Here is a 17,592-nt window from a genome sequence, read left to right as displayed (position 1 = left end):
CGCCCGCGCGCATCCGTTTCCAGACCGGCCAGCGGCAGCCAGCAGGCTGACCGGTGCCAGATTGAAGGATATGTTGTGGAATTCTTCGTCATTTCTCTATTGAACGGCGTCAGCTACGGGCTGCTGCTGTTCATGCTCTCTTCCGGGCTCACGCTGATCTTCAGCATGATGGGCGTGCTGAACTTCGCGCACGCCAGCTTCTACATGCTGGGCGCCTATTTCGCCTACACCATCGCCAGCAAGATCGGCTTCTGGCCCGCGCTGATCTTCGCGCCGCTGCTGGTGGCCGGCGCCGGGGCGCTGGTGGAGCGTTTCGGGCTGCGTGCCGTGCACAAATACGGACACGTGGCCGAGTTGCTGTTCACCTTCGGCCTGGCCTACCTGATCGAGGAAGGGGTCAAGCTGGTATGGGGCCTTGCCGCCGTGCCTTACCGCATTCCGGCCGAACTGGATGGCCCGCTGTTTACCGTATTCACCTCCTCCTTCCCCAAATACCGCGCCTTCATGATGCTGGTGTCGCTGGCCATGCTGGTGGCGATCTACCTGGTGCTCACCCGCACCCGCATCGGGCTGGTGATCCAGGCCGCGCTGACCCATCCCGAGATGGTCGAGGCGCTTGGCCACAATGTACCGCGTGTGTTCATGATGGTGTTTGGCGGCGGCGCCGCGCTGGCGGGGCTGGCAGGCGTGATCGGGGGCAATGCCTTCATTACCGAGCCGTCGATGGCGGCGGCTGTGGGGTCGATCGTCTTCGTGGTGGCGGTGGTGGGCGGCATGGGGTCACTGGTGGGGGCGTTCATTGCCTCGCTGCTGATCGGCGTGCTGCAAACCTTCGCCGTCACGCTCGATGCCTCGCTGGCAGGCTTGCTGGGCTCGATCGGCCTGCAGATTACCGACAGCACGCCGCTGTCCTCGCTATGGAAGCTCACGGTGGCGCAGGTGGCCCCGGTCCTGCCGTATTTGTTGCTGGTGGTGATGCTGATTTTCCGCCCGCGTGGTTTGATGGGTACCAGGGAGGGCTGACAGCATGGAGACGACAATGCAACAACGCCGCGAGGCGGTCGTGACCGGCCGCACCATGCGCTACCGCCCGCTGAACCTGGCGCGCTGGATCATCTGGGGCCTGACTGCGTTCCTGATGCTGGTGATGCCGCTGTTCTTCTCCGGCGGCTTCGCCATCACGCTGATGTCGCAGATGGGCATCATGATTATTTTCGCGCTGTCCTACAACATGCTGCTCGGGCAGACCGGCATGCTGTCGTTCGGCCATGCGGTCTATGCGGGCCTGGGCGCGTTTATCGCCATCCATGTGCTCAACATGGTGGGCGCGGGCAAGGTGTGGCTGCCGGTGTCGCTGCTGCCGGTGGTGGGCGGCCTGGCCGGCGCCTTCTTCGGCGTGCTGTTTGGCTACGTCACCACCAAGAAATCCGGCACCACCTTCGCCATGATCACCATGGGCATCGGCGAGATGGTGTTCGCCAGTTCGCTGATGTTCCCCGATTTCTTCGGCGGCGAAGGCGGCATTTCCACCAACCGCATGGTGGGCGATCCGGTGTTCGGCATCACCTACGGGCCGGGACGGCAGGTGTACTACCTGATCGCGGTGTGGTGCCTGCTGTCGATGGTGGCGATGTACGCCTGGACGCAGACGCCGCTCGGCCGCATCGCCAACGCGGTGCGCGACAACCCGGAGCGGGTCGAGTTCATCGGCTATAACACCCAGCGCGTGCGCTACCTGGTGCTGATCCTGTCTGCCTTCTTCGCCGGTATTTCGGGCGCGCTGTCGGCCATCAACTTCGAGATCGTGTCGGCGGAAAACGTCAGCGCGGTACGCTCGGGCGGGGTGCTGCTGGCCGCCTTCATCGGCGGCGCGGGCGTGTTCTTCGGGCCGGTGATCGGCGCCGTGGTGTTCATCCTGTTCGCGGTGGCGCTGTCGGACCTGACCAAGGCCTGGCTGCTGTACCTGGGCCTGTTCTTCGTGCTGATGGTCATGTTCGTGCCGGGCGGTATCGCCAGCCTGCTGATGATGCAGGTCCCGCTGCTCGCACGCGGCAAGCTGCGCCGCATGCTGCCGGACTATGGCCGCGCCGCGGCTGCCGGGCTGGTGCTGCTGGCCGCGGTGATCCTTACCGTGGAGCTGATCTACAAAGTGCAGGTGGATAGCGCCAATGGCACCACGATGTCGCTGTTCCGTATCGGATTCGACGCCGGCACCGTCACGCCGTGGCTGGTGGCGGCCGCATTGTGGGTGGCCGGCCTGCTGGCCTGCCGCGCCGCGCGGACGCGGGTGCGCGCCACCTGGGACAAGGTACAAGCCGAAATGACGGGAGGTACGGCATGAGCGCCGCGCTGGAATTGAACGATGTGCGCAAGAAGTTCGGCCAGACCGAAATCATCCGGGGCGTCAACCTGACCATCCCCAAGGGGGAGCGCCATGCGTTGATCGGCCCCAATGGAGCCGGCAAGTCGACCACTTTCAACCTGATCTCCGGCCGTTTCGCGCCCAGTTCGGGCACGGTCAGGCTCAATGGGCAGGAGATCGGCGGGCTGCAACCCTTCGTGATCAATCGCATGGGGCTGTCGCGCAGCTTCCAGATCACCAATATCTTTCACCGGCTGTCGGTGTTCGAGAACCTGCGCTGCGCGGTGCTCTGGTCGCTGGGCTACAAGTACTCGTTCTGGCATCGCCTGTCGGAGTTGCGCGATGCGCGCGAGCGCGCCGAGGAAGTGCTGGAGCTGATCGGCCTGCATCACCGCCGCAATACCCAGGCCAGCCTGCTCACCTATGCCGAGCAGCGCGCGCTGGAGATCGGCATCACCATTGCCGGCGGCGCCGAAGTGATCCTGCTGGACGAACCCACCGCCGGCATGAGCCGTTCGGAGTCCGACCACGCGGTGGAGCTGATCCGCCGTGTCACCGTGGGCAAGACGCTGGTGATGGTGGAGCACGATATGAGCGTGGTGTTTGGCCTGGCCGACCGCATCTCCGTGCTGGTCTACGGCGAAGTCATCGCCACCGACACCCCCGAGGCCATCCGCGCCAACCGCAAGGTCAAGGAAGCCTACCTGGGTACCACCCTCGACGAACCCGCCACCGAAGGAGCGCACTGATGGGCAAGCGCATGCTGGACGTGCAGGGACTGCACGCCTACTACGGCAAGAGCCATATCCTCCACGGGGTCGATGCGCATATCGACGAAGGCGAAATCGTCGCGCTGCTGGGCCGCAACGGGGTGGGACGCTCGACCATGGCCAAGGCCATCCTCGGCATGGTCAAGGCGGAGGGTTCGGTGCGCTTTCGCGACGAGGAGATCCTTGGGCGACGCACTTTCGAGATCGCCCACCTCGGCATCGGCTATGTGCCGGAAAACCGCGATATCTTCCCCACGCTGACGGTGCGCCAGAACCTGCTGCTGGGCGAAAAGCGCAATCCGCGCCAGTCCAGGCCCCGCTGGACGGTGCAGGACATGTACAACATGTTCCCGCGCCTGAAGGAACGAGAGAACACGGCCGCCGGCGTGCTCTCCGGCGGCGAGCAGCAGATGCTCACGCTTTGCCGCACGCTGATGGGCGACCCCGACCTGGTGCTGATCGACGAGCCCACCGAAGGGCTGGCCCCGATGATCGTCACGCTGGTGGGCGACTACCTGAAGGTGCTGAAGGAGCGTGGCGTGTCGGTGCTGCTGATCGAGCAGAAGCTGGCCATCGCGCTGGATATTTCCCAGCGGGTCTACGTGATGGGGCACGGGCACATCGTGTTCGAAGGCTCGCCGCAGGATCTCAAGGCGAATGCGGCCATTCGCAAGGAATGGCTGGAGGTGTAGGGCGGTTGGTGCCCGGTGTGCGATATCACGCCGGACATTGGTAAAACAGCCAGCATGCGCTGGCTGTTTTACCATTTGGCGATCGTTCGCTTCGCCATCGGCTGGAAGCAACGGCGCCACCTCGCCGACGCTTATTTGGCCTTCAGAAACTCCCCCACCTCCAGCAGCACCAGCTCATTGTCGTCCGCCTTGTCAGGCTCGCGGCTGCTGGAAAACGGCAGGTTATTGTCGTTGCCAACCACGATATGGGTGGGGTCCACCACGTCTACGTTCTCGATCGTGAAGAACGGGAACTTGAGCACGCCGTCGTTGAGCGGCTTGCGGGCCAGCTTGTCGGGGTCGGCGATATTGAGCAGGTCGATATAGCCGATCTTGCGCACCGCGCCGCCGGCGTTGGCATCGGTCAGCTCAACCTTGTAGATGCGCTTGAACCTGGCGATGTCGGAGAAGCAGTCGCTGCGCTTCTGGCCTTCCGGGCAGGCCTTGTCGGCCGTGCCTTCGCCGTTGTCACGTTCGATGATCAGGCCCGTGGTGGCGTCGATCATGTTGAAATCGCCGATGGCGTTGCCGTTGGCTTCCAGCGGGTACTTCCACGAGCGGCCCGTCCATTTGCCGGCCTGGGTGTCGAACTCCAGCACGCGCAGGGTTTCCTTGCCGTCGGTGCGTTCGAAGTCCTTGGCCTGGGCGTTCCAGACCGGGCCTTCAAGCAGCGCATAGAGCTTGCTGCCGTCGGGCGACGAGGCCATGCCTTCGAAGCCCTTGGAGCGCTTGATCTGGAAATCCACCGCGCCACCCGGCACGCCGGGCGTGGTTACGGCAGGGTGGTCGGGGGAGCGCACGGGCTTGCCGTCGACCAGCGTGTCGTACACGGCCAGCACCTTGCCTTGCAGGTCGGCCTTGATCAGGAAGGGGCCGAATTCGTCGCCGATCCACAGCGCGCCGCCGGCGAACTGGAAACTCTCGGTGTCGAAGTCCGATCCCGTCAGGTAGCGCTGCTTGGTCCCTTCGTGGACGATGCGGAAGGGTACCTTCTTGTCCGGATCGTGGAGGAACACGGTGCCGAGGCGCTGAAGCTTGCCGCTCTTGAAGTCCACCTTGTAGTGATTCAGGTAGAGCATGAAGTCGGGCGAGTTGGCCTTGCTGCCGGCGCCATTGTCGGTCAGCACCCAGAAGCTGCCGTCAGCCATGTGCTTGATGCCGGAATGCCCTTGCAGCGGCTGGCCCCTGAAGGGCACGGAGACACCCGTGGGCCGGTTGTTCGACTGGCCTTCCACGCTGCCCAGCTTTTCCACGCGCGCGCCGGTGGTGAATTTGCCGCTTGCCTGCAGGTCCTGCGGCGCATCCTTGGGCGCGGCAATGAAGCTCTCGGCCGGCAGGATGGCATGGCCGGCCAGGGTGGCGGGGTAGGCGGGCGCGGCGGCCGTCTGTGCCACGGCGGGCAGGGCCCACGCGGCAGCAGTGATGGTGATTACGGCAGTGACGGTCGCGGACGGAAGCATGCGCATGTAGGTGAACAATAGAGTCGAAAGATCGCTACGATGCATGGTCAGCGTGACGGCGGCATGAAAGGAGCGTGACGGGAGCATGACAGGTGCCAAGCAGGAGCAGGCGCGCGGCTACTTGCCGGCTTAATCGTTAAAGCGATTAGCTTATGAGACGGGCGGGAATGCACTTATAAGAAAGATATTGTTTGGCCGGAGCGTTGTGCGCAATACGCTACGCGCTTTTCCTGAACGCCCGCCATGTCCTCTCCTTCCACATTGACTTCCGCATTGACAACACGCGCCTTCGCCGTGCTGCTCGCCCTCGCCACGTTCACGGCCGCCCAGGCCGCGCATGCCCATAGCCCGATCCTGGAGCAGATCCGGGAATCCGGCACGATCACGATGGGCTATCGCGAGGGCGCGCTGCCGTTCTCTTTCTCCGACATCAAGGGGCAGCCTTCGGGCTACGCCGTGGACCTGTGCCTGCGCGTGGCCGAGGCCGCGCGCGAGAAGCTGGGCTTGAAGGACCTGAAGGTGCGCTGGCTGCCGCTGACGGCGCAGAGCCGCGTGCCCGCGGTGCTGAACGGCCTGGTGACCGTCGACTGCGCGCCCAATACCAATACGGTCGAGCGCCAGAAGCAGGTGGCCTTCAGCGTAGCCCACTATGTGTCGGTGGTACGCATGCTGGTACGCTCCGATTCGGGCATTCAGTCCCTCAACGACCTGCGTGGCAAGGTGGTCGTCACCAGCGCGGGCTCCACCGGCGACCGCCACGTGCGCAGGCTCAAGCCCCAGTACGCATTCAACGACGTGTATGCGAAGGATCATAACGAGTCCTTCCTGTTACTGGAGACCGGCCGCGCCCAGGCATTCGTGCTGGATGATGTGGTGCTGTACGGCCTGCGCGCGAATTCGAAGGCCCCGTCTCAGTACGCCGTTGCCGGACCGGCGCTGTCGATCGAGCGTAATGCGCTGATGCTGCCGAAATCCGATCCCGAGTGGAAGCAACTGGTCGACCAGACGCTGACATCGGTATTCGCCGGCCCCGAGGTGGTCGCATTGCAGAAGCGCTGGTTCCAGCAGCCCATCGGCGCACGCGGCATCAACCTAGCCCTGACGCCGTCTCCCGAAGTGCTGGCCGCGTGGAAGCAGCCCACCGATCAGGCAGCGGAGTGAGGCCGGTGTCCTGTCCAGCTGCGATGCGGGGAGCCGGCCGATGAGCGAAGTGCCGCCGACCTACGACGATGTGGTGGCCGCCGCGAGCCGGCTGGCCGGGCACGCATGGCGCACGCCGGTGCTGCGCTCGCCCGCGATGGATGCCTGGGTGGGTGCCGAACTGTTCTTCAAGTGCGAGAACCTGCAGCGTACCGGCGCCTTCAAGTTTCGTGGCGCATTCAATGCCCTGGCGCGTTTCGATGCCGGGCAGCGCCGCCGTGGCGCAATTGCGTTCTCCGGCGGCAACCACGCGCAAGGCATCGCGCTCGCCGGGCAGGTGCTTGGCATTCCGGTGACGGTGGTGATGCCGCGCGATGCGGCGGCGTCCAAGGTGGAGGCGACCCGCGCCTGCGGCGCGCAGGTGGTCTTGTACGACCGCCAGCTGGACGACCGCGAAGCCATCACACTGCGTCTGTCGGAAGCGCGCGGCCTGACCCTGGTCCCGCCATACGACCATGCCGATGTCATCGCCGGACAAGGCACGGTCACGCGTGAATTGCTCGAGGAAACCGGACCGCTCGATGCGTTGCTGGTTTGCCAGGGCGGGGGCGGCCTGCTCGCCGGTGCCGCGCTCGTGACGGAACGGCTCTCGCCCGGCTGCCGGCTGTACGGCGTCGAGCCCGAGACCGGCAACCACGGGCAGCAGTCACTTCGGCGCGGTGCCATCGTGCATATCGATCCGCCCGATACGATCGCCGACGGGGCGCGCGCGCAGCATCTCGGCGCGCTGACGTTCGCCCTGATCCGGCGCGGCGTGACCGACATCGTCGCCGTGCCGGACCTTGCGCTGATCGAATGCATGCGCAGGTTCGCGCAGGCCATGAAGCTGGTGGTCGAGCCGACCGGCTGCCTTGGCCTTGCGGCGGCGCGTTACGCGGGATTGCCGGTGCAGGGCAGGCGTGTCGGCATCGTGATCAGCGGCGGCAATGTCGATCTGCCGCGCTATGCGGAATGGCTCTCGGCACGTTGAAGGGGGCGCGCCGGACGACCGGAGGCCTGGCCGGTCCCCGGGCACGCCCGGGGTGCGTGGCTATTGCGTCAGCGGGCTGGCGCTTCTTGCGCGAACGGCGAGGCCGTGGCCGTAACCGTGGCCTGGTCGGCCGCCGGCTTGCAGTTGAACGGCATGTCTTCATAGTCGATCAGCCGGGTTTTCCGTACCAGCCGGTAGCCGAGCCAGAGCAACAGGAACAGCGGCACGCCAATATAGGTGCCGACAATCTCCATCCAGCGCCCGCGCACGTCGGTGAAGGCCTGGTAGTTCTGGCCCAGCACGATTACCACGCACAGCACGATGGCAAAGATCGGGCCGAAGGGATAGAGCGGCGAGCGGTAGGCCAGGTCGGAGGCCTTGAAGCCCTGGTGCACCAGCCCGCGGCGGAAGCGGTAGTGGCTGACGGCGATGCCGAGCCAGGCAATAAAGCCGGTCATGCCGGACGTGTTGAGCAGCCACAGGTACACCGCCTTGTCGCCAAACAGCGAGCTGAGGAAGCACAGGGCGCCGATGGCGGTGGTGGCGAACAGGGCGTTGTAGGGCACGCCGCTGGCCGAGAGCCGGGCGAGCGCCCGTGGCGCGCGGCCGCTGACCGCCAGGCCGTACAGGATCCGCGTGGAGGCGTACATGCTGGAGGTGCCGGCGGAGAGCAGCGCGGTCAGCACCACGGCGTTCATCAGCCCGGCGGCGAAGGCCAGGCCGGCGTGGCGGAACACCAGCGCGAAGGGGCTGACGCCGATGTCGGTGACGTCGTTGCGCAGCAGGCTGGGGTCGGTGTAGGGGATCAGCACGCCGATGATAAGGATCGCCAGCACGTAGAACAGCAGGATGCGCCAGAAGGTCTGGCGGATGGCGCGCGGGATGGTGCGAGCCGGGTCAGCGGCTTCGCCGGCGGCGACGCCGACGGTTTCCGTGCCCTGGAAGGAGAACCCTGCGATCATGGCCACGCCGAACATGGCGGGGATGCCGCCGACGAACGGCGCATCGCCAAGCGTGAAGTTCTGCCAGCCGGACTGTGGACCGCCCTGCATGATGCCGAAGATCATCATCAGCCCGGCCGCCAGGAAGATCAGGATCGTGGCCACCTTGATCAGCGCGAACCAGTATTCGGCCTCGCCGAAGCCGCGTACCGAGAACGCGTTCAGGCCGAACATCAGCAGCAGGAAGCCCGCGCTCCAGACCACGCCGGAGACATGCGGGAACCAGTACTGCATCACCAGTTGCGCCGCAGCGAGTTCCACGGCAATGGTCACGGCCAGGCTGAACCAGTAGCTCCAGCCGAGGGCGAAGCCGAAGCCTTCCTCCACATAGAGTGCACTGTAGGTGACAAAGGAGCCGGCCACCGGCATATGCACGGCGAGTTCGCCCAGGCTGGTCATCAGGCAATACACCATCAGGCCGATCAGGCAATACATCAGCAGCGCGCCGCCGGGTCCCGCCTGGGAGATCGACGCGCCGGAGGCCACGAACAGCCCGGTGCCGACCGCGCCGCCGATGGCGATCATGGTCAGGTGGCGGGCTTTGAGTTTGCGCTGCAGATCGTCGTGCTCGACGACGGGGTGCTGGTGGGGATGAGGATGGGAAGACATCAGGGTCACTGGAACTTCGGCGGGCGGGGCCGCGGCTTCGGCACGGGCGACGCCTCGTGGGGCGCCCGAGCGGGCAAAGGGCGCGAGTTTACCGGGTTATCCGGGTAAATCCGAGGGTTATGGCGGTTTATGTCAGGAAAGTCGCCTACTGTGACTAGAGGCATTCCTCAGGATCAGGGGAATGTGCTGCATGGGGCATGACGGTCGGGATTTACCCTAGCTTTCCGGGGGCCTTTCCCAGCTTGAATGCACGCCGGTGAGCTCGCCCATGAACCGGGCGCATGGCGGCACCGGACGGGCCCCAAAATGAAATTGAACGACCGTGCTATTTTGTGTATGCTTGTCCCGCTTGCACCGGCGGCACTAGGGGCGGGCACCGGCAAAGGGGCGCTGGCATGCGTTCCCCGGCAGCCGGGCGGTGGTCGGGCGGAACACGGCGGCGTTGGCCGCGCCGGCGCTCTCCACGGCGCGCAGAACAACATAATTCGAGAATTCGAATCCCGAGACAACATCCAGTTACCAAAGGAACCAGCATGACAGCGCAGTATCAGGTTCAGGACGGCGTAGCCGTCATCACGCTCGACAATCCCCCCGTGAACGGCCTGGGTCTCAGCACCCGGCTCGGCATCGTCGAAGGCATGACCCGTGCGCTGGACGATGCGGCCGTCAAGGCCATCGTCATTACCGGCGCCGGCAAGGCTTTCTCCGGCGGCGCGGACATCCGTGAATTCAATACGCCCAAGGCCACCCAGGAGCCGACGCTGCATTCGGTGATCAAGGTGGTGGAAGGCTCGGCCAAGCCGGTCGTGGCGGCGATCCATTCCGTGGCCATGGGCGGCGGCCTGGAACTGGCGCTGGGTTGTAACTACCGTGTGGCTTCGAAGGGCGCGCAGATCGCCCTGCCGGAAGTGAAGCTGGGCCTGCTGCCCGGCGCCGGCGGCACGCAGCGCCTGCCGCGCGTGATCGGCCTGGAAGCCGCCCTGAACATGATTGTCTCGGGCAACGCCATCCCCAGCGAGAAGTTTGCCGGTACCAAGCTGTTCGACGAGATCGTCGACGGCGACGTGCTGCCCGCGGCCGTGGCCTTCGCCAGGACGGCGGCGGCCAACCCCGGCCCGTACCCCAAGGTGCGCGACCTGAAGGTCAAGCACGAGAACGCGGAAGGCTTCATCGCCTTTGCCCGCAACACCGTTGCGGCCGTCGCCAAGAACTTCCCCGCGCCGCTGAAGTGCGTGGACGCCGTGGCAGCCTCGCTCAAGCCGTTCGATGCCGGCCTGAAGGACGAGCGCGAAGGCTTCATGTACCTGATCACCACGCCGGAATCGCGCGCGCTGCGCCACGCTTTCTTTGGCGAGCGTGCCGCCAGCAAGATCCCCGACGTGCCGGAAGGCACCGCCACCCGCAAGCTCGAGAAGATCGCTGTGATCGGCGCGGGCACCATGGGCGGTGGCATCACCATGAACTTCCTGAACGCCGGCATCCCGGTGATCATGCTGGAGACCAAGCAGGAAGCGCTGGACCGTGGCGTGGCCACCATCCGCAAGAACTACGAAAACAGCGCCAAGAAGGGCAAGCTCACGCAGGAGAAGGTCGAGCAGCGCATGGGCCTGCTGACCACCACGCTGTCCTATGACGAGATCAAGGACGCGGACATGGTCATCGAAGCCGTGTTCGAGGAAATGGGCGTCAAGGAAATCGTCTTCAAGAAGCTGGATGAAGTGATGAAGCAGGGCGCGATCCTGGCTTCCAACACCTCCACGCTGGACGTCAACAAGATCGCTTCCTTCACCAAGCGTCCGCAAGACGTGGTCGGCATGCACTTCTTCAGCCCGGCCAACGTGATGAAGCTGCTGGAAGTGGTGCGCGGCGAAAAGACCGGCAAGGACGTGCTGGCAACCGTCATGCAGGTCGCCAAGAAGATCAAGAAGACGGCCGTGGTGTCGGGCGTGTGCGACGGCTTCATCGGCAACCGCATGATCGAGCAGTACAGCCGCCAGGCCGGCTATCTGCTGGACGAAGGCGCGCTGCCGGAGCAAGTGGACAAGGCCATCGAGAAGTTCGGCTTTGCCATGGGCCCGTTCCGCATGGGCGACCTGGCCGGCAACGACATCGGCTGGGCCATCCGCAAGCGCCGCGCCGTGGACAAGCCGGACATCCAGTACTCGAAGACCGCCGACCTGCTGTGCGAACAGGGCCGCTATGGCCAGAAGACCGGCGCGGGCTGGTACGACTACAAGGCGGGCGACCGCAAGCCGTACCCGAACCAGCAGGTCAACGACATGATCGTGCAGCACTCGAAGGACCTGGGCATCACCCGTCGCAAGATTTCCGATGAGGAAATCGTCGAGCGCCTGGTGTTCGCGCTGGTCAACGAAGGCGCCAAGATCCTGGAAGAAGGCATTGCCTCCAAGGCCTCGGATATCGACATGGTCTACCTGACCGGCTATGGCTTCCCGCTGTTCCGCGGTGGCCCGATGCTGTACGCGGACCAGGTTGGCCTGTTCAACGTGGCGCAGTCGATGGCGCGCTATGCCAAGGGCTACCACGGCGAAGCCTGGAAGCCGGCAGCGCTGCTGGAGAAGCTGGCCGCCGAGGGCAAGGGCTTCAACGGCTAAGCATAGCCAGCGGCGATTCGATCCTGCGCGACCAGGCTGGCCGCGCAGGGTTTCCACCACAGATCGCAAACCGGTCACAAAGCGGGGAGTAGCGGCATGGCCAAGCAATACGGCCCGGAAGATTGCCTGCTGGTCATCGACGTGCAGAACGATTTCATGCCCGGCGGCGCGCTTGCCGTGGCGCATGGCGATGAAGTCGTGCCCGTGATCAACCGCCTCGCGGCGGCGTTTGCGCATGTGGTGCTGACGCAGGACTGGCATCCCGCCGGCCACGTTTCGTTTGCCGCCAACCATGCCGGCACGCAGCCGTTCCAGACCGTGGCATTGCCCTATGGCCAGCAAGTCCTGTGGCCGACGCACTGCGTGCAGGGCACCCGTGGCGCGGCGCTGCATGCGGGGCTGGATGTGCCGCATGCGCAGATGGTGATCCGCAAGGGTCATCATCGCGAGGTGGACAGCTATTCGGCCTTCATGGAGGCCGATCGCACCACCCCGACCGGGCTTGCGGGCTACTTGCGCGAGCGTGGCGTGCGCAGGGTGTTTTGCGTGGGACTGGCGACGGATTACTGCGTTGCCTGGAGCGCGCTCGATGCCCGCGCGGCGGGGTTCGAGGCCATCGTGGTCGAGGACGCCTGCCGCGCCATCGACCTCGGCGGATCGCTGGCCCGTGCGTGGCAAGACCTGCAAGCCGCGGGCGTGCAGCGCCTGCAGTCGGCCGGCCTGCTGTCCTGAAACGGAAGAATCGCCAAGCCAACCCAAGCTAACCCGGCTGAACCCAGCCAACGACATATTGCAAGACACTGCCGGACGTGAACGCACGCCGCAGGTCACCAGATACCAGAGATACCGAGGAGCAAGACATGAAAGAGGCAGTCATCGTTTCCACCGCACGGACCGGCCTGGCCAAGAGCTGGAAGGGCGGTTTCAATATGACCCACGGCGCCACCCTGGGCGGCCATGCGGTCCAGCACGCCATCGCCCGCGCCAAGATCGACGCCGCTGAAGTGGAAGACGTGCTGATGGGCTGTGCCAACCCGGAAGGCGCCACCGGCGCCAACATCGCGCGCCAGATCGCGCTGCGCGCAGGCTGCCCGGTCACCGTGCCCGGCGCCACCGTCAACCGCTTCTGCTCGTCCGGCCTGCAGACCATCGCCATGGCCGCGCAGCGCGTGATCGCCGATGAGGGCGACATCTTCGTGGCCGGCGGCGTGGAAAGCATCTCCTGCGTGCAGCAGGAAATGAACCGCCACATGATCCAGGAAAGCTGGCTGACCAGGAACAAGCCGGAAATCTACTGGAACATGCTGCAAACCGCCGAGAACGTGGCCAAGCGCTACAACATCTCGCGCGAGCGCCAGGACGAGTACGGCGTGCGCAGCCAGCAGCGCGCCTTCGCCGCCCTGGAAGCCGGCAAGTTCAACGACGAAATCGTGCCGATCACGGTGCTCGCAGGCGTGGCCGACAAGGCCACCGGCCAGTTGATGACCAAGGAAGTCACGGTCTCGGCCGACGAAGGCATTCGCGGCGACACCACGCTGGAAGCCGTGTCCAAGATCCGCACCGCCATGCCCGGCGGCGTGGTTTCGGCCGGTAACGCATCGCAATTCTCCGACGGCGCTTCGGCAGTCGTGGTGATGGACGCCAAGGTGGCCGAGGCCAAGGGCCTGCAGCCGCTGGGCGCCTTCCGCGGCTTCGCCGTGGCTGGTTGCGAGCCTGACGAAATGGGCATCGGCCCCGTGTTCGCGGTACCGAAGCTGCTGAAGAAGGCCGGCCTGACCGTGGCCGATATCGGCCTGTGGGAACTCAATGAAGCCTTTGCCGTGCAGGTGCTGTACTGCGCCGACACGCTGGGCATCCCGATGGACCGCCTCAACGTCAACGGCGGCGCCATCGCGGTGGGCCACCCCTACGGCGTGTCCGGCGCCCGCCTGGTCGGCCATGCGCTGATCGAAGGCAAGCGCCGCGGCGTCAAGTACGTGGTGGTGACCATGTGCATCGGCGGCGGCCAGGGTGCTGCCGGCCTGTTCGAAGTCCTCTGAGCGCCAGGGCGAGACCGTGAGCGAGCAAGCGGATGCCCTGCTGGCGCATGGCCGGGAGGTGCTGGCCAGCCAGCCCTTCTCGGTGCTGGTCGGCACGGAGCTGGCCGCGCTCTCGCCTGGCCGTGCCGAACTGCGCCTGGCCATCCGGCCGGACCTGCAGCAACAGTACGGCTTCCTGCACGGGGGCGTGGTCAGCTATATGGCCGACAACGCGCTCACCTATGCGGGCGGCGCGGCCATGGCCGCGCCGGTGGTGACTTCGGAGTACAAGATCAACTACCTGCGTCCGGCGATCGGCGAAATGCTGATTGCCCGCGCCGAATGCCTCAGCCGGGGCCGCCAGCAGGCGGTGGTACGGTGCGATGTATTCGTGCTCAAGGATGGCGAGGAAAAGCTCTGCGCGGTAGCGCAGGGCACCATCGCCCGCATGGGCGAAGGCAGCTAGCAGTACGGCAACGGAGGGAAGGGCGCGCGAGCGCCTTTTTCTTTCCCCGCGCCATTTACAGAATTAGCAGAATTAACAGAATTTGCGGTGCGCCATGCAGCGTGCCGTTGTGGAGACAGCGACGATCCATGCCGCGAGGCCGCCACTGGCGCCAACGCCGGGTCGCGCATCTTTGATTTTCCCTTTCAGTCTGGGAGCCGTTTCCTGCCATGTCGCTGATCCTTTCCCGCCGTGACCTGAACTTCGTGCTGTACGAGTGGCTCAAGGTCGAGGGGCTGACCCGCATTCCGCGTTACGCCGACCATTCCCGCGAGACCTTCGACGCCGCGCTCGATACCTGCGAGAAGATCGCCACCGACCTGTTTGCGCCGCACAACAAGAAGAACGATCAGCAAGAGCCGCATTTCGACGGCGAGACCGTCGCCATCATTCCCGAGGTCAAGACCGCGCTGAAGGCCTTCTGCGAGGCCGGCCTGATGGCCGCCGGGCAGGACTACGAGATCGGCGGCATGCAGTTGCCGGTGGTGGTGGAGAAGGCTGGCTTTGCCTATTTCAAGGGCGCCAACGTCGGCACCAGTTCCTATCCCTTCCTGACCATCGGCAATGCCAACCTGCTGCTCGCGCACGGCACGCCGGCGCAGGTGGAGACCTTCGTCAAGCCGGAGATGGAAGGCCGCTTCTTCGGCACCATGTGCCTGTCCGAGCCGCAGGCGGGCTCGTCGCTGTCGGACATCACCACGCGCGCCGACTACGAAGGCGAATCGCCGCTCGGCCAGCAGTACCGCCTGCGCGGCAACAAGATGTGGATCTCGGCCGGCGAGCACGAACTGTCCGACAATATCGTGCACCTGGTGCTGGCCAAGATCCCCGGCCCGGACGGCAAGCTGATTCCGGGCGTGAAAGGCATCTCGCTGTTTATCGTGCCGAAGTACCTGGTCAATGCCGACGGCAGCCTGGGCGAGCACAACGACGTGGTGCTGGCCGGCCTGAACCACAAGATGGGCTATCGCGGCACCACCAACTGCCTGCTGAACTTCGGCGAAGGCATGAAGTACAAGCCCGGCGGCAAGTCCGGCGCGATCGGCTACCTGGTGGGCGAAGCGCACAAGGGCCTGGCCTGCATGTTCCATATGATGAACGAGGCGCGCATCGGCGTGGGCCTGGGCGCGGTGATGCTGGGCTATACAGGCTACCTGCACTCGGTGGACTACGCGCGCAACCGCCCGCAAGGCCGCCCGATCGGCCCGGGGGGCAAGGATCCGGCCAGCCCGCAGGTGCGGCTGGTCGAGCACGCGGATATCCGCCGCATGCTGCTGGCGCAAAAGAGCTATGTGGAAGGCGGGCTGGCGCTCAATCTGTATTGCGCGCAACTGGTGGACCAGGAGCGCGCCGCCGAGGGGGCGGAGCATGAACGCCTGGCGCTGTTGCTGGATATCCTGACGCCCATCGCCAAGAGCTGGCCGTCGCAGTGGTGCCTGGAGGCCAACAGCCTGGCCATCCAGGTGCATGGCGGCTACGGCTACACCCGCGAATACAACGTCGAGCAGTTCTACCGCGACAACCGCCTGAATCCCATCCACGAAGGCACGCACGGCATCCAGGGCCTGGATCTGCTGGGCCGCAAGGTGGTGATGAAGGACGGTGCCGCGTTTGCGGCGCTGGGCGAAGAAATCCAGGCCACCATCGGCCGCGCCCTGGCCAGCAGCGATGCCGCGCTGGGCAGCCATGCGAAGGCGCTGGGCGCCGCCGTCAAGCGCGTGGCGGAAGTCACGCAGGCGCTGTGGGCGGCGGGCGACGCCAAGGTGACGCTGGCCAATGCCTCGGTCTACCTGGAAGCCTTCGGCCACGTGGTGATGGCGTGGACGTGGCTGGAACAGGCGCTGGTGGCGCAGGCCGCGCTGGCCGGGGCGAAGAGCCAGGAAGACCAGGACTTCTATCGCGGCAAGCTGGCGGCGGCGGCATATTTCTTCCGCTGGGAACTGCCCAGGGTGGGGCCGCAGCTCGACCTGCTGGCCTCGCTGGACCGCACCACGCTGGATATGCAGGACGCCTGGTTCTGACCACCGGCGGCTGCGCAAGATGACAGGGCGCGCGCCAGGATGCGCGCGCAACACAATATCGGGAGACCCCATGAATACCATCCAGCAATTGTTCGACCTGAAGGGCAAGACGGCGCTGATCACCGGCGGCTCGCGCGGGCTTGGCCTGCAGATTGCCGAAGCGCTCGGCGAGCAGGGCGCGCGCATCGTGCTGTCGGCACGCAAGGCCGATGAGCTGCAAGCGGCCCAGGCCCACCTCAAGGCGCTTGGCATTGAAGCCGACTGGATCGCCGCCGACGGCGCCCGCGACGCGGATATCGCGCGCCTGGCCGACGAAGCGCTGGGCAGGCTGGGCCATGTCGACATCCTCGTCAACAACGCCGGCGCCACCTGGGGCGCGCCCGCCGAGGACCACCCGGTGGAGGCCTGGGACAAGGTGATGAACCTGAATATCCGCGGCCTGTTCCTGCTGACCCAGCGCATCGGCAAGCTGTCGATGATCCCGCGCCGCTATGGCCGCATCATCAACGTGGCTTCCATCGCCGGGCTGGCAGGCAACCCGCCGGGATCGATGGAAACGATCGCCTACAACACCTCCAAGGGTGCGGTGGTGAACTTCACCCGCACGCTGGCGGCGGAGTGGGGCGAGCACAACATCACGGTGAACGCGCTGGCGCCAGGCTTCTTCCCGTCCAAGATGACCCAGGGTTCGCTGGACCGCCTGGGCGTGGAAGCCATGTGCGCGTCGGTGCCGCTGCACAGGCTGGGCGACGACGAAGACCTGAAGGGCGCGGCGCTGCTGTTCGCCAGCGCCGCCGGCAAGCACATCACCGGCCAGGTGCTGGCGGTGGACGGCGGCGTGAGCGCGGTTTAAGTCCATGCTCTAATGCGGTTGGCATATGGCTTGCGTGGCACAACCTGCGCCAGCCGGTCAACCGGACCGTCCTCGCCTCTTTCGCAAACATGACTCAAACCAACGGTTTTCCCCTCAAGATTCCCTTCCTTGCCGATCTCGGCGTGCAATGCACCCGCATGGACAAGGAAGGCAGCGAGATCGAACTGGCGCTGGAAACACGCCACCAGAATAGCTGGGACATGGCGCACGGCGGCGTGCTGATGACGCTGCTCGACGTGGCCATGGCGATTGCCGGCCGCGCCGCCGATCCCGACGGGCGCGGCGTGGTCACCATCGAGATGAAGACTACCTTCATGGCGCCCGGGCGCGGCAAGCTCGTCGCGCGCGGCCAGTGCGTGCACCGTACCAGCACCATGGCCTTCTGCGAAGCCGAGATTCTCGACGCCGATGGCAAGACCGTATCGCGCGGTTCCGGCACGTTCAAGTTTGTCAGGC

Annotated in this window: 14 protein-coding genes and 1 pseudogene; 13 read left to right on the top strand and 2 right to left on the bottom strand. The window is 65.5% G+C overall.

The window, feature by feature from the left end; genetic code table 11:
• Window positions 1–75: 75 nt before the first annotated feature.
• Genes CF70_RS18645 through CF70_RS18630 form a run of 4 tightly spaced genes read left to right on the top strand, consistent with a single transcriptional unit; the run spans window position 76 to window position 3,824 of the window.
• Window positions 76–1,023, top strand: coding sequence for a branched-chain amino acid ABC transporter permease (locus tag CF70_RS18645; RefSeq protein WP_035867737.1), 948 nt, complete (start codon window positions 76–78; stop codon window positions 1,021–1,023).
• Between the two features lie 4 nt (window positions 1,024–1,027).
• Window positions 1,028–2,341 (top strand): branched-chain amino acid ABC transporter permease, encoded by a 1,314-nt coding sequence (locus CF70_RS18640; protein ID WP_035867735.1) that lies wholly within the window; start codon window positions 1,028–1,030, stop codon window positions 2,339–2,341.
• The gene (locus CF70_RS18635) at window positions 2,338–3,111 is read left to right on the top strand and encodes an ABC transporter ATP-binding protein (protein WP_035867733.1); all 774 of its coding nucleotides are present in this window, start codon (window positions 2,338–2,340) and stop codon (window positions 3,109–3,111) included. Before CF70_RS18640 ends, CF70_RS18635 begins: the two co-directional genes overlap by 4 nt.
• Window positions 3,111–3,824 (top strand): ABC transporter ATP-binding protein, encoded by a 714-nt coding sequence (locus CF70_RS18630; protein WP_035867731.1) that lies wholly within the window; start codon window positions 3,111–3,113, stop codon window positions 3,822–3,824. Before CF70_RS18635 ends, CF70_RS18630 begins: the two co-directional genes overlap by 1 nt.
• Window positions 3,825–3,955: 131 nt before the next feature.
• Here the strand turns inward: CF70_RS18630 and CF70_RS18625 are convergent, their stop codons facing one another.
• Window positions 3,956–5,329 (bottom strand): esterase-like activity of phytase family protein, encoded by a 1,374-nt coding sequence (locus CF70_RS18625; RefSeq protein WP_051648654.1) that lies wholly within the window; start codon window positions 5,327–5,329, stop codon window positions 3,956–3,958.
• Window positions 5,330–5,566: 237 nt separating this feature from the next.
• On the opposite strand from CF70_RS18625, the gene CF70_RS18620 reads away from it, so the two are divergent.
• Together CF70_RS18620 and CF70_RS18615 are read left to right on the top strand one after the other, a co-directional pair.
• Window positions 5,567–6,484, top strand: a complete 918-nt coding sequence (locus tag CF70_RS18620) for an amino acid ABC transporter substrate-binding protein (RefSeq protein ID WP_035867729.1) — start codon at window positions 5,567–5,569, stop codon at window positions 6,482–6,484.
• Window positions 6,485–6,524: 40 nt separating this feature from the next.
• Window positions 6,525–7,493 carry a threo-3-hydroxy-L-aspartate ammonia-lyase gene (locus CF70_RS18615; RefSeq protein ID WP_035867726.1) on the top strand — a complete coding sequence of 323 codons (969 nt, stop codon included), beginning with the start codon at window positions 6,525–6,527 and terminating at the stop codon, window positions 7,491–7,493.
• Window positions 7,494–7,561: 68 nt separating this feature from the next.
• On the opposite strand, the gene CF70_RS18610 is transcribed toward CF70_RS18615, so the two are convergent.
• Window positions 7,562–9,103, bottom strand: a complete 1,542-nt coding sequence (locus tag CF70_RS18610; RefSeq protein WP_051648652.1) for an amino acid permease — start codon at window positions 9,101–9,103, stop codon at window positions 7,562–7,564.
• Between the two features lie 533 nt (window positions 9,104–9,636).
• On the opposite strand from CF70_RS18610, the gene CF70_RS18605 reads away from it, so the two are divergent.
• From CF70_RS18605 to CF70_RS18575, 7 genes and pseudogenes are all read left to right on the top strand, one after another.
• The gene (locus CF70_RS18605; RefSeq protein WP_035867724.1) at window positions 9,637–11,718 is read left to right on the top strand and encodes a 3-hydroxyacyl-CoA dehydrogenase NAD-binding domain-containing protein; all 2,082 of its coding nucleotides are present in this window, start codon (window positions 9,637–9,639) and stop codon (window positions 11,716–11,718) included.
• A 96-nt stretch (window positions 11,719–11,814) separates the two neighbouring features.
• Window positions 11,815–12,450 carry a bifunctional nicotinamidase/pyrazinamidase gene (gene pncA, locus CF70_RS18600; RefSeq protein WP_035867723.1) on the top strand — a complete coding sequence of 212 codons (636 nt, stop codon included), beginning with the start codon at window positions 11,815–11,817 and terminating at the stop codon, window positions 12,448–12,450.
• A gap of 128 nt (window positions 12,451–12,578) precedes the next feature.
• On the top strand, window positions 12,579–13,757 hold the full coding sequence (locus CF70_RS18595; RefSeq protein ID WP_035867721.1) for an acetyl-CoA C-acyltransferase: 1,179 nt from the start codon (window positions 12,579–12,581) through the stop codon (window positions 13,755–13,757).
• 16 nt (window positions 13,758–13,773) lie between these two features.
• Window positions 13,774–14,202, top strand: a complete 429-nt coding sequence (locus tag CF70_RS18590; RefSeq protein ID WP_035867791.1) for a PaaI family thioesterase — start codon at window positions 13,774–13,776, stop codon at window positions 14,200–14,202.
• 209 nt (window positions 14,203–14,411) lie between these two features.
• Window positions 14,412–16,262 carry an acyl-CoA dehydrogenase gene (locus CF70_RS18585; protein ID WP_035867719.1) on the top strand — a complete coding sequence of 617 codons (1,851 nt, stop codon included), beginning with the start codon at window positions 14,412–14,414 and terminating at the stop codon, window positions 16,260–16,262.
• Between the two features lie 70 nt (window positions 16,263–16,332).
• Window positions 16,333–17,115: an SDR family oxidoreductase gene (locus CF70_RS18580; protein WP_035867716.1), complete on the top strand. Its 783-nt coding sequence runs from the start codon at window positions 16,333–16,335 to the stop codon at window positions 17,113–17,115.
• 89 nt (window positions 17,116–17,204) lie between these two features.
• Window positions 17,205–17,592: pseudogene (locus tag CF70_RS18575) on the top strand (PaaI family thioesterase); the annotation flags it as partial.

It is taken from the genome of Cupriavidus sp. SK-3, from assembly GCF_000611145.1.
Classification (GTDB): domain Bacteria; phylum Pseudomonadota; class Gammaproteobacteria; order Burkholderiales; family Burkholderiaceae; genus Cupriavidus.
The sequence above is the reverse complement of the archived record's forward strand: the minus strand, read 5'-3'. Positions and strand labels throughout refer to the sequence as shown.

What these genes read in the sequence shown, in the direction of transcription:
- CF70_RS18640 (WP_035867735.1), top strand. Translation starts at nt 1,028, where the DNA reads ATGGAGACGACAATGCAACAACGCCGCGAGGCGGTCGTGACCGGCCGC.
- CF70_RS18635 (WP_035867733.1), top strand. Translation starts at nt 2,338, where the DNA reads ATGAGCGCCGCGCTGGAATTGAACGATGTGCGCAAGAAGTTCGGCCAG.
- CF70_RS18630 (WP_035867731.1), top strand. Translation starts at nt 3,111, where the DNA reads ATGGGCAAGCGCATGCTGGACGTGCAGGGACTGCACGCCTACTACGGC.
- CF70_RS18625 (WP_051648654.1), bottom strand. Translation starts at nt 5,329, where the DNA reads ATGCGCATGCTTCCGTCCGCGACCGTCACTGCCGTAATCACCATCACT.
- CF70_RS18620 (WP_035867729.1), top strand. Translation starts at nt 5,567, where the DNA reads ATGTCCTCTCCTTCCACATTGACTTCCGCATTGACAACACGCGCCTTC.
- CF70_RS18615 (WP_035867726.1), top strand. Translation starts at nt 6,525, where the DNA reads ATGAGCGAAGTGCCGCCGACCTACGACGATGTGGTGGCCGCCGCGAGC.
- CF70_RS18610 (WP_051648652.1), bottom strand. Translation starts at nt 9,103, where the DNA reads ATGTCTTCCCATCCTCATCCCCACCAGCACCCCGTCGTCGAGCACGAC.
- CF70_RS18605 (WP_035867724.1), top strand. Translation starts at nt 9,637, where the DNA reads ATGACAGCGCAGTATCAGGTTCAGGACGGCGTAGCCGTCATCACGCTC.
- pncA (WP_035867723.1), top strand. Translation starts at nt 11,815, where the DNA reads ATGGCCAAGCAATACGGCCCGGAAGATTGCCTGCTGGTCATCGACGTG.
- CF70_RS18595 (WP_035867721.1), top strand. Translation starts at nt 12,579, where the DNA reads ATGAAAGAGGCAGTCATCGTTTCCACCGCACGGACCGGCCTGGCCAAG.
- CF70_RS18585 (WP_035867719.1), top strand. Translation starts at nt 14,412, where the DNA reads ATGTCGCTGATCCTTTCCCGCCGTGACCTGAACTTCGTGCTGTACGAG.
- CF70_RS18580 (WP_035867716.1), top strand. Translation starts at nt 16,333, where the DNA reads ATGAATACCATCCAGCAATTGTTCGACCTGAAGGGCAAGACGGCGCTG.